The organism is Candidatus Pelagibacter sp. (assembly GCF_052049815.1).
In the GTDB taxonomy this organism is placed as follows: Bacteria; Pseudomonadota; Alphaproteobacteria; order Pelagibacterales; family Pelagibacteraceae; genus Pelagibacter.
The window spans coordinates 46,241-55,555 of sequence record NZ_JBNGZG010000004.1 but is presented as its reverse complement, the minus strand read 5'-3'; the positions used below and the strand labels follow the sequence as shown (position 1 = coordinate 55,555).

Genomic DNA, 9,315 nt, shown 5'->3' with positions numbered 1-9,315 from the left:
ATCGATCTTATATGTTCTAACGAGATCCGCATTCTAAACTATAAATACACTTATAAATTAAATTTTAAACATAAGAATGAATAAATTAGCAATAATTGGAGGAAGTGGATTATATGATGTGGAGGAATTTCAAGAAAGAGAGTTAATAAATTTAGATACTCCTTGGGGCAGTCCATCAGATCAGATATTAAAAACTAGTTATAATAATAAAGAGGTCTTTTTTTTACCCCGTCATGGAAGAGGACATTTTATATCTCCAACTAAAATTAATTTTAGAGCTAATATTGATGCTTTAAAACAACTAGGTGTAACAGATATTGTTTCTGTTTCAGCGGTTGGATCTTTAAAAGAAGATTTACCCCCTGGAAAATTTGTAATTGTTGATCAATTTATTGACAGAACATTTGCAAGAGAAAAAACTTTTTTTGATGAAGAGATTGTTGCTCATGTTTCTATGGCACATCCAACCTCTAATGGATTGATGAATGCTTGTGAAAAAGCAATTAAAGAAACTAAAATTGATTATCAAAGAGGAGGAACCTATGTGGTTATGGAAGGCCCTCAGTTTTCTACATTAGCAGAATCAAATTTGTACAGGTCATGGAATGCCGATGTGATTGGAATGACTAATATGCCTGAAGCAAAACTGGCAAGAGAAGCAGAGATTAGATATGCATCAGTTTCTATGGTAACAGATTATGATTGTTGGCATCCAGATCATGAAAATGTTGATGTCCAACAAGTAATTAAAGTTTTACTGGGTAATGCTGAAAAAGCAAAAAACATGATCAAATGTTTAATAGATAATTTTGAAAATCATATAGATCCAAAAGATCCAACTAATAATTGTCTTGATGTTGCTATAATTACATCTCCAGAAAAAAGAACAAAAAAAACTATACAAAAACTTAATACGGTTGCTGGAAGAGTTTTAAATAAGTGAAAAAAGATTATTTAAATGCATATCAAATTAATGAATATCAAAATGAAGGCGTAATTATTTTAAGAGGATTATTTGATAATTGGATTGAAAAACTTCAATCAGGTTTTGAAAAAGTTATAAAAAATCCAAGCGAACATGGCAGAGAAAATGTTATAGAAAAAAATAGTGGTAGTTTTTTTGAGGATTATTGTAATTGGCAAAGAATTCCAGAATTTAAAGATTTTATTTTAAACTCTCCTGCAGCTAAAATTGTTGCAGAAGCAACTAAATCTAGCTCAGTACAAATTTTTCACGACCATATCTTTTCTAAAGATCCAGGAACTATAAAAGAAACACCCTGGCATCAGGATTTGCCATATTACTGTGTTAATGGAAACGATACCGGTAGTATATGGATTCCACTAGAAAACGTTTCAAAAGAAAATTCTTTAAAAGTTTTAAAAAAATCTCACAAGCTCGATAAATTAGTTAAGCCAACTAAATGGTCCACAAACATATCATGGTATAAAAATAATAATAATTTTATAGAGATCTCAAGTATAAATGAAAATGATAAAAATATTTTTAATGAAGAATTGATTAAAGGAGATGCTATTTTATTTAATTTCAAATCATTACATTATTCACCAGGTAATAAAGAAAATAAACCTAGAAAAGCATTTTCGGTTAGATTAATAGGAGATGATGTTCGTTATATTGATAGAGGTGAAGAAACATCTCCACCTTATAAAGATATAAATTTACAGAATGGTCAAAAATTAAGAAAAGATTGGTTTCCAGTCATTTGGAGTGATTAATGAAAATAGAAGGCAAAGAATTTAATACAATTTGGTTTAATGAGACAAATCAAAATGTTCAAATTATAGATCAAACTAAACTTCCCCATAAATTTATAATTAAAGATTTAAATACTGTGGAAGATGCAATAAACGCAATTAAAGTCATGGAAGTTAGAGGAGCACCACTTATCGGTGCAACTGCTGCTTATGGGTTGGTTTTGGCAATGAAAAAAAATAATGATTTTGAATATTTGGAAAGATGTTCAAAAAATTTAATTAATTCAAGACCAACTGCAATAAATTTAGAGTGGGCAGTCAATAGAATGAAAAACAAACTTTCATCTTGTAAACCTGTAAATCTTTTTAATACAGCATTAGATGAAGCAAAAAAAATATGTGAAGAAGACATTAGTTTTTGTCAACAAATTGGTCAAAATGGTTTTGAAATTATTGAACAGATTTATAATTCAAAAAATAAAACAATAAATATTTTAACTCACTGTAATGCTGGATGGCTAGCAACAATAAATTGGGGCACTGCTACATCACCGATTTATCAAGCACATAAAAAAGGAATTCCCATACATGTTTGGGTAGATGAGACTAGACCAAGAAACCAAGGCGCTAATCTTACTTCTTATGAATTAAATGAGGAGGGAATACCCAATACAATTATTGCAGATAACACTGGGGGTATTTTGATGCAAAGAGATCAAGTAGACATGTGTATTGTTGGAACTGATAGAACTTTATCAAATGGTGATGTTTGTAATAAAATTGGAACTTACCTTAAAGCTCTAGCTGCTCATGATAATAAAGTGCCATTTTATGTAGCACTGCCAAGCTCAACTATCGATTGGAATATTAAAGACTCAAAAGATATTCCTATTGAGGAAAGAGATTCTAAAGAGCTTTCGAATATTGATGGTGTAAATTCAAAAGGAGAAATTGAAAATTTTTTGATCTATCCAAATAAAAGTAAATCAATGAATTTAGCGTTTGATATTACACCTGCAAAATATGTTACAAAACTAATTACTGAAAAAGGTGTTTGTGATGCATCTACAGAAGGATTAAAAAGTTTATTTAAATGAATAACTTGAAAGAAAGAGAGTTGGTAATTGAGTTTTCAATTAAATTAAATGAAACAAACTTATCGCCTTTAAGATCTGGAAATATTTCAGTAAGAGGATTTGAAGATAATAAGGAAGGTTTTTTTATAACTCCATCAGGAAAAAAATATGAGACTTTAAAGCCTGAGGATATTGTTTTTTTATCTTTAGATGAGGATAAAGATTTTTTAGCTTGGTTCAATTCTGGAAAAAATCCATCTTCCGAATGGAGATTTCATCAAGATATTTATAAAAATAAATGGGAAGCTAAAGCTATTGTTCATGCTCATTCACCACACGCAACAGCTGTATCTACTCACAGAAAATCTATCCCACCATTTCATTACATGATTGCATTAGCAGGTGGTGAAGATATTAAATGTGCAGATTACGCAACATTTGGAACACATGAGCTTTCTATGAATATTATTAATGCCTTAAAAGATAGAAAAGCTTGCTTAATGGCAAATCATGGCCAGGTTGCATTTGGTGAAAATTTATCAAAAGCTTTTGAACTTGCTCAAGAGGTAGAAAATATTTGCTATCAGTATGTTATTGCTTTAAAGATGGGCCAGCCAAAAAACCTATCATTAGCTGAAATGAATAAAATTTTGGATAAAGTCAAAAATTATAAAAGTGGATAATATATTATGACTAAAGTTGGAGAACATATTATTGTAGATATAATTGGAACTAATAAAGAATATGATCCCTCTGTATATGAAAAAGTCATAAAAGATATTGCTAGTGCAGCAAAAGTAACAATCTTAAATATATCAAAATACAAATTTGAACCACAAGGTTTTACAATTTTAGCGTTATTAGCAGAAAGTCATATTAGTTTTCATACTTTTCCTGAAAAAGGGATTGTGAGTTTTGATTTTTTTACTTGTGGAAAAGTAAGTCCTTCGATTGCTTTAGACATAATTAAAAAAGAATTTAAATACAAAAGACTTTCAATTAAAGAATTTGATAGAAATACAAATTCTCTCTATAATGATATTTATAGCTCACCTGGTTTAAAAAAATCATATATCGTAAAAGATGTTCTAGAAGATTTTAAATCTAAAGTAGGTCAACATATCGAGATCTTAGAATTAGAACAATTTGGTAAAGCATTATTTATTGATAATGAAATACAAGTAGCTGAAACTGATGAACATTTATACAGTTCTACTTTTGTTGGAGCTGGCTTAGAATTAAATCCAGCAAATGAGAGAGCTGCAATAATTGGTGGTGGTGATGGTGGGGTTGCAAGAGAGTGCATATCTAAGAAATTTAATTTTATAGATTGGTTTGAATTAGACCCTGAAGTTGTAGATGTTTGTAATAAGCACCTTGGAGATATTGGTAAAAAATCTACAGAAAAAAACTCTGTTAAATGTGTTTGGGGCGATGCATTTGAAAGTGTTAAATCTATAGAGGACGATACATACGATCATATATTTGTTGATCTAAATGATGATCAATTTTGTATAGATCTTGCTGCAAAAAATATGGATTCTTTGGTTCGAATTTTAAAACCAAAGGGAGTTATAACAGCACAGGTTGGTAGCCAAGATAAAAAGCCAAAACAAGTTCAAAATTGGATGAATGTTTTCAATGAAAATTTTGGAAATACTAAACTATCAAGAGTATATATTCCAAGTTTTGACTGTTCTTGGAATTTTTCCTCATCAATAAATCATTAATTTTACTTTTTTCTTTTATAAAATTGTGAAATAATTCTCACATTAATATTAAAGGAGTAAATAATGAATATATTCAAAAAAACTATTTTTTCAGTTTTAGCAGTTTTATTATTTGTAGGTAATGTAAATGCTACTGACAAAATTAAAATAGCTACTGAAGGTGCTTATCCTCCATGGAATTCAAAAAACGAAGCAGGTAAATTGATTGGTTTCGAGGTTGAATTGGCTTGGTCTCTTTGCAGATATATAGGAAGACAGTGCGAGATTGTTGAGCAAGATTGGGATGGAATGATTCCAGCTCTACAACTTAGAAAGTATGATGCGATTATGGCAGGTATGTCGATTACCGATGAAAGAAAAAAAGTAATCACATTCTCTCAAGGTTATGCTGATGAAGTTGCATCACTTGCTGTAATGAAAGGTTCTGACCTAGAAGGTATGGAAACTCCAGCAGGTATCAACTTAACTAAACCCAACTCAGCTGCAAAAAAAGCCTTAAAAACAATTACTAAAGCTTTAGAGGGTAAAACAGTTTGTACACAAACTGGAACAATTCACCAAAACTTTTTAGAGTCTGGTGATGTAGGTAGCGTTAATGTAAGAACTTATAAAACACAAGATGAGGTAAATTTAGATTTAACTTCAGGAAGATGTGATGTTGCGCTAGCTGCAGCGGTTGCATTTTCTGACTATGCAGAAAAATCTGGAAAAAATGTTGTATTAGTTGGACCAACATTTTCAGGTGGTGCATTTGGAAATGGTGTAGGAGTAGGTTTAAGACAAGCAGCTCAAATGGGTGAAGATTCAGCTATGGGTAAAAGAGATGCTGAGCTTTTGAAAGCTTTCAACAAAGCAATTGATCAAGCAAGAAAAGATGGAGTAATTAGCAGACTTGCAATCAAACACTTTGGTTTTGACGCTTCTATGTAATAGTCTTTTTGAAAAGGCGGTTATTTAATTAACCGCCCTTTCGATATGGAAATTCTTGCTTTTGGAAAAACAGGTTGGGGTGATGAGTTATTTTACGCAACCTTGATGACGATCGCTGTTTCAATAACAGCAATGTTAATTGGATTTCTATTCGCAGCAGTTTTTACACCATTAAAATTATCAAAACATAAATCTTTAATTTTGATTGGAAATTTTTATACAACAGTAATCAGAGGTGTTCCTGAGTTATTAGTAATTTATCTTTTCTTTTTTGGTGGAAGTAGTGCAATTATGTATGTTGCCTCTATCTTTGGTTATTTCGAATATATTGAAATCAATGCATTTATTACTGGTTCTTTAGCAATAGGAATTATTTCAGGTGCATATTCTACTGAAGTTTTTAGAGGCGCTATTCAATCAATTGATAAAGGTCAGTTTGAAGCTGCAAAAGTTTTAGGAATTAGTAGATTTGGTCAATTTTACAAAGTTATCATGCCTCAAATGTTAAGGCTTGCAATTCCAAATTTAAGTAATGTTTGGCAAATAACATTAAAAGACACATCACTAATTTCAGTAACAGGTTTAGTTGAAATAATGAGACAATCTTATATTGCAGCTGGATCAACTAGAGATCCATTATTCTTTTACTCAATAGCTGCTCTTTTATATTTATTTTTAACGTTCATCAGTATGAAGTTAATTAATAGATTAGAACTTAAATATAGTATAGGTCATTAATGAATTTTGAACTGATTATCTCTAGTTTTCCAAAAATGTTAGGTGCAGCAGCAATTACAGTAAAGCTTTTGGTATTTTCATTAGCTATTGGATTATTGATAGGATTATTTTTTGCAGTCTTAAGATTAAATAAAAATATTTTTATTAATAGATTTGCATATGGATATTCATATTTATTTAGAGGAACTCCATTACTAGTTCAAATTTACATAATATATTTTGGTCTTGGTCAAATTGAATTTATTAGATCAACTTTTTTATGGGTAATTCTAAAAGAACCTTTTTGGTGTGCAATAATTGCCTTTGCATTGAATACAGGAGCTTATACATCCGAAATTTTAAGATCAGCTTTTCAAACAATTAAACCAGGAGTTATTGAAGCTGGAAAAAGTTTAGGAATATCTAATAAAATAATTTTTTATAAAATTCAAATTCCAATTGCTATACGACAATCGCTCCCAGCGTATGGGAATGAAATAATTTTAATGCTTAAAGGGACATCTCTTGCAAGTACTGTTACTATTATGGATTTGACAGGAGTTGCAAAACACATCATTTCGACAACTTTTAAGCCTGTTGAAGTATTTATATTAGCTGGCAGTATTTATCTTTTTATGACTTTTGTTGTTCACAATGTTATTAAATTTTTAGAGAGAAAATATTCTTTTAATAACTAGTATATTCTTTTATTTCTTTTATTTTTGAACCAGTATAATTGTTCATTTCTAATTTAATTTTAGCCCTATCGTCATTTAAAAAATGAACATCTCTTGAAAGTTTAATGAATTTTTCACCAAAATCTTTATCCTTTTCACACTGTCTTTTATCATCTTCTATTACCCATAATTTTGCATTTATTTCCTTCAATGATTGAAATAAATTTTCAAGTTTTTTATCAGTTTTAACATTTTGATTTAACTGATCTTTTAAAATCTTATGTTCCAAATTAATAAATTTTAGTTTCTCTTGGTCCTTTATCTTTTCTTGTTTTATTTCCAAGATAGAAATTTTATCTAAAAGTTCACCAACTGAAACTTCAACTATAATTTTATTCATAATAATTAATTCTGTGTTAGATTGATAATAATGTCTAATATATTAATTATCAAACATGGTTCTCTCGGAGATATAGCTCAAGCAAGTGGTGCTATTCAAGATATTTTTGAAAACCATTCAAATGATAAGATTTTTTTATTAACTACAAAGCCATATTTCGAATTATTTAAGAAAAATCCTCATATTCACGAAGTTATTTTAGACAAAAGATTGTCAAGAATGAATATCTTTTATCTCTATTCTTTAATGAAAGAATTAAAAAAACACAATTTTACAAAAGTTTTTGATCTTCAAAATTCATCAAGAACAAGTTTTTATAAAAATATTTTATTCCCAAAAGCAACAAGTGAAATTTGGTCTAGTTCGATTACAACTTTACCAGATGATAAAAATAAAGAAGAGTTCGACAAAATTTCAGTTCTAGAGAGGTTTGATCATCAATTAAAAACTTCAAATTTAAAAACTAATAATACATTAAAACCAGATTTTAATTGGGCTTGTTCAAATATTGATGAAATATTAAAAAAATATAATTTACAAAAATATATTCTTTTATTTCCTTTTTGCTCACCCCATTTAACATTAAAAAAATGGCCTTATTATGATGAGCTTACTGATTTAATTTTAAAAAAATTTAATGAAGAATACAAAATTATTACAGTTCCAGGACCAAACGAAATAGATGATGCTAAAAACTTAAAAGCAATTCCAATATTAGATAATGATAAAGCTTTAAATATTTCACAACTTACAGCATTTATTAAAAAAAGCTCTTTTGTTATTGCAAATGATACTGGACCCGCACACATTGCTGCACATGTTGGAGCTAAAGGTTTAACTCTATTTGGTAAACATACAACTGCCTACAAAGTAAGTATTGAAAGAGAAAACTTTAAACCAATTCAAGTTGAAGATTTGAACAAACTAAGTGCAGAAAGAGTTTTTGAAAGATTATTGGATACTATTTCTTAATTTTTGTTAAATATTCTCAAAATTACTGGAACTGTAAAAAGTATGAATAATAATCTTATTATATGATGAAAAGCCACAAAATCTGGCTCCAAGTCAAAAGCAATAGCAATTACAGCTACTTCATAAATACCACCAGGACAGAAAGATAAAATCAAACTTAAAAAATTATTATCAACAAAAAAAGTTGCAATGTATGCTGCGCCTAAACCTAGTAGAACTAAAAGTATGGTCGCAACTAATCCATGAAAAGAATTGCTTGCAACCTCTTTAAAAGTTTTATTAGCAAATCTACACCCAACAGATGCTCCTAAAATTAATAAACAAAAATTGATTGAGAAGTCTGGTAATTTATAAGAGGCAATATCAAATATTTGTAAGACACCACTTGCAACTAATGTTCCAGATAGGAGTGCTGCTGGAACTTTAAATTTATCAAAAAAGAAAATGAATATTAATGAAGCTATTATTAATAAGACTAAATCCAAGTGGTTTTGAGACATGTAATCAAATTTTTCTAATTCCAAAGCTTCAGAGGGATAGAGATTAACAATTATAAAAGGGAATAAAGTTATTATAATTATTAATCTAATCAAATGTGCTGTTGCCACTTGAGATAAATCTGATTTTTCATATTCAGCTAAAATCATTAAAGGACCCAAGGCACCTGGAGCAGCAGAAAATATTGATGTTTTTTCTTTATATCCTGAAAATTTTTGTAAATATTTTGAAACAACTAAAATACTAACAACAATGTAAAAAAACATTATTACGGTTGTCCAAATCCAATTAATCATTTGACTAAAAAGATTTTGATCAATGTAATTTCCAATATGAAGTCCTAAGATAATTAATATTGAGCTCAAAGCTATTTTTGGCATTAAAACTTGGAAGCCATTTAAAGCAATCAAAGATGTCGCAATCATTGGACCGATCATCCAAGCAAGAGGAATATTAAAAAAATCTGCAACAATTGCACTTGGAATAGAGATTAGAATTACTATTAAGAATTTTTTTGTAAATATTTGATTTAAATTCTCTCGGTTAAAGTGAATCGCTTTAAACATTTATTCCATCTTTGGTTGTTGACTATATTA

11 protein-coding genes are annotated in these 9,315 nt (G+C 29.1%); 9 read left to right on the top strand and 2 right to left on the bottom strand.

The window, feature by feature from the left end; translation table 11 throughout:
• Positions 1-76 precede the first annotated feature (76 nt).
• From ACTT9D_RS01690 to ACTT9D_RS01655, 8 genes are all read left to right on the top strand, one after another.
• A complete protein-coding gene (locus tag ACTT9D_RS01690; RefSeq protein WP_440930155.1) occupies positions 77-943 on the top strand; it encodes an S-methyl-5'-thioadenosine phosphorylase in 867 nt (288 codons plus the stop codon).
• Positions 940-1,740 carry a phytanoyl-CoA dioxygenase family protein gene (locus ACTT9D_RS01685; RefSeq protein WP_440930154.1) on the top strand — a complete coding sequence of 267 codons (801 nt, stop codon included), beginning with the start codon at positions 940-942 and terminating at the stop codon, positions 1,738-1,740. Before ACTT9D_RS01690 ends, ACTT9D_RS01685 begins: the two co-directional genes overlap by 4 nt.
• Positions 1,740-2,816, top strand: a complete 1,077-nt coding sequence (gene mtnA, locus ACTT9D_RS01680; RefSeq protein ID WP_440930153.1) for an S-methyl-5-thioribose-1-phosphate isomerase — start codon at positions 1,740-1,742, stop codon at positions 2,814-2,816. The genes ACTT9D_RS01685 and mtnA overlap by 1 nt, the downstream gene beginning before the upstream one ends.
• A complete protein-coding gene (locus ACTT9D_RS01675; RefSeq protein ID WP_440930152.1) occupies positions 2,813-3,478 on the top strand; it encodes a class II aldolase/adducin family protein in 666 nt (221 codons plus the stop codon). Before mtnA ends, ACTT9D_RS01675 begins: the two co-directional genes overlap by 4 nt.
• Positions 3,479-3,484: 6 nt before the next feature.
• Complete coding sequence (gene speD / locus ACTT9D_RS01670; protein WP_440930151.1) at positions 3,485-4,525, top strand: adenosylmethionine decarboxylase; 1,041 nt, start codon at positions 3,485-3,487, stop codon at positions 4,523-4,525.
• 63 nt (positions 4,526-4,588) lie between these two features.
• Positions 4,589-5,455 carry a transporter substrate-binding domain-containing protein gene (locus tag ACTT9D_RS01665; RefSeq protein ID WP_440930150.1) on the top strand — a complete coding sequence of 289 codons (867 nt, stop codon included), beginning with the start codon at positions 4,589-4,591 and terminating at the stop codon, positions 5,453-5,455.
• Between the two features lie 45 nt (positions 5,456-5,500).
• Entirely contained in the window at positions 5,501-6,193 is a 693-nt protein-coding gene (locus tag ACTT9D_RS01660; protein ID WP_440930149.1) for an ABC transporter permease, read from the top strand.
• Positions 6,193-6,870, top strand: coding sequence for an ABC transporter permease (locus tag ACTT9D_RS01655; protein ID WP_440930148.1), 678 nt, complete (start codon positions 6,193-6,195; stop codon positions 6,868-6,870). The genes ACTT9D_RS01660 and ACTT9D_RS01655 overlap by 1 nt, the downstream gene beginning before the upstream one ends.
• Here ACTT9D_RS01655 and ACTT9D_RS01650 read toward each other — a convergent pair.
• Positions 6,860-7,249 carry a DUF6165 family protein gene (locus tag ACTT9D_RS01650; protein ID WP_440930147.1) on the bottom strand — a complete coding sequence of 130 codons (390 nt, stop codon included), beginning with the start codon at positions 7,247-7,249 and terminating at the stop codon, positions 6,860-6,862. The two genes, ACTT9D_RS01655 and ACTT9D_RS01650, sit on opposite strands and share 11 nt — an antisense overlap.
• A gap of 30 nt (positions 7,250-7,279) precedes the next feature.
• Between ACTT9D_RS01650 and ACTT9D_RS01645 the strand changes: the two genes are divergently transcribed.
• Positions 7,280-8,221, top strand: a complete 942-nt coding sequence (locus tag ACTT9D_RS01645) for a glycosyltransferase family 9 protein (protein ID WP_440930146.1) — start codon at positions 7,280-7,282, stop codon at positions 8,219-8,221.
• Here ACTT9D_RS01645 and ACTT9D_RS01640 read toward each other — a convergent pair.
• Positions 8,218-9,285 (bottom strand): AbrB family transcriptional regulator, encoded by a 1,068-nt coding sequence (locus ACTT9D_RS01640; RefSeq protein ID WP_440930145.1) that lies wholly within the window; start codon positions 9,283-9,285, stop codon positions 8,218-8,220. The two genes, ACTT9D_RS01645 and ACTT9D_RS01640, sit on opposite strands and share 4 nt — an antisense overlap.
• Positions 9,286-9,315: the final 30 nt, after the last annotated feature.

Excerpts from the sequence above, each read along its gene's own strand:
- ACTT9D_RS01650 (WP_440930147.1), bottom strand. The coding sequence starts at position 7,249 with ATGAATAAAATTATAGTTGAAGTTTCAGTTGGTGAACTTTTAGATAAA.
- ACTT9D_RS01645 (WP_440930146.1), top strand. The coding sequence starts at position 7,280 with ATGTCTAATATATTAATTATCAAACATGGTTCTCTCGGAGATATAGCT.
- mtnA (WP_440930153.1), top strand. The coding sequence starts at position 1,740 with ATGAAAATAGAAGGCAAAGAATTTAATACAATTTGGTTTAATGAGACA.
- ACTT9D_RS01640 (WP_440930145.1), bottom strand. The coding sequence starts at position 9,285 with ATGTTTAAAGCGATTCACTTTAACCGAGAGAATTTAAATCAAATATTT.
- ACTT9D_RS01665 (WP_440930150.1), top strand. The coding sequence starts at position 4,589 with ATGAATATATTCAAAAAAACTATTTTTTCAGTTTTAGCAGTTTTATTA.
- ACTT9D_RS01675 (WP_440930152.1), top strand. The coding sequence starts at position 2,813 with ATGAATAACTTGAAAGAAAGAGAGTTGGTAATTGAGTTTTCAATTAAA.
- ACTT9D_RS01690 (WP_440930155.1), top strand. The coding sequence starts at position 77 with ATGAATAAATTAGCAATAATTGGAGGAAGTGGATTATATGATGTGGAG.
- ACTT9D_RS01660 (WP_440930149.1), top strand. The coding sequence starts at position 5,501 with ATGGAAATTCTTGCTTTTGGAAAAACAGGTTGGGGTGATGAGTTATTT.
- ACTT9D_RS01655 (WP_440930148.1), top strand. The coding sequence starts at position 6,193 with ATGAATTTTGAACTGATTATCTCTAGTTTTCCAAAAATGTTAGGTGCA.
- speD (WP_440930151.1), top strand. The coding sequence starts at position 3,485 with ATGACTAAAGTTGGAGAACATATTATTGTAGATATAATTGGAACTAAT.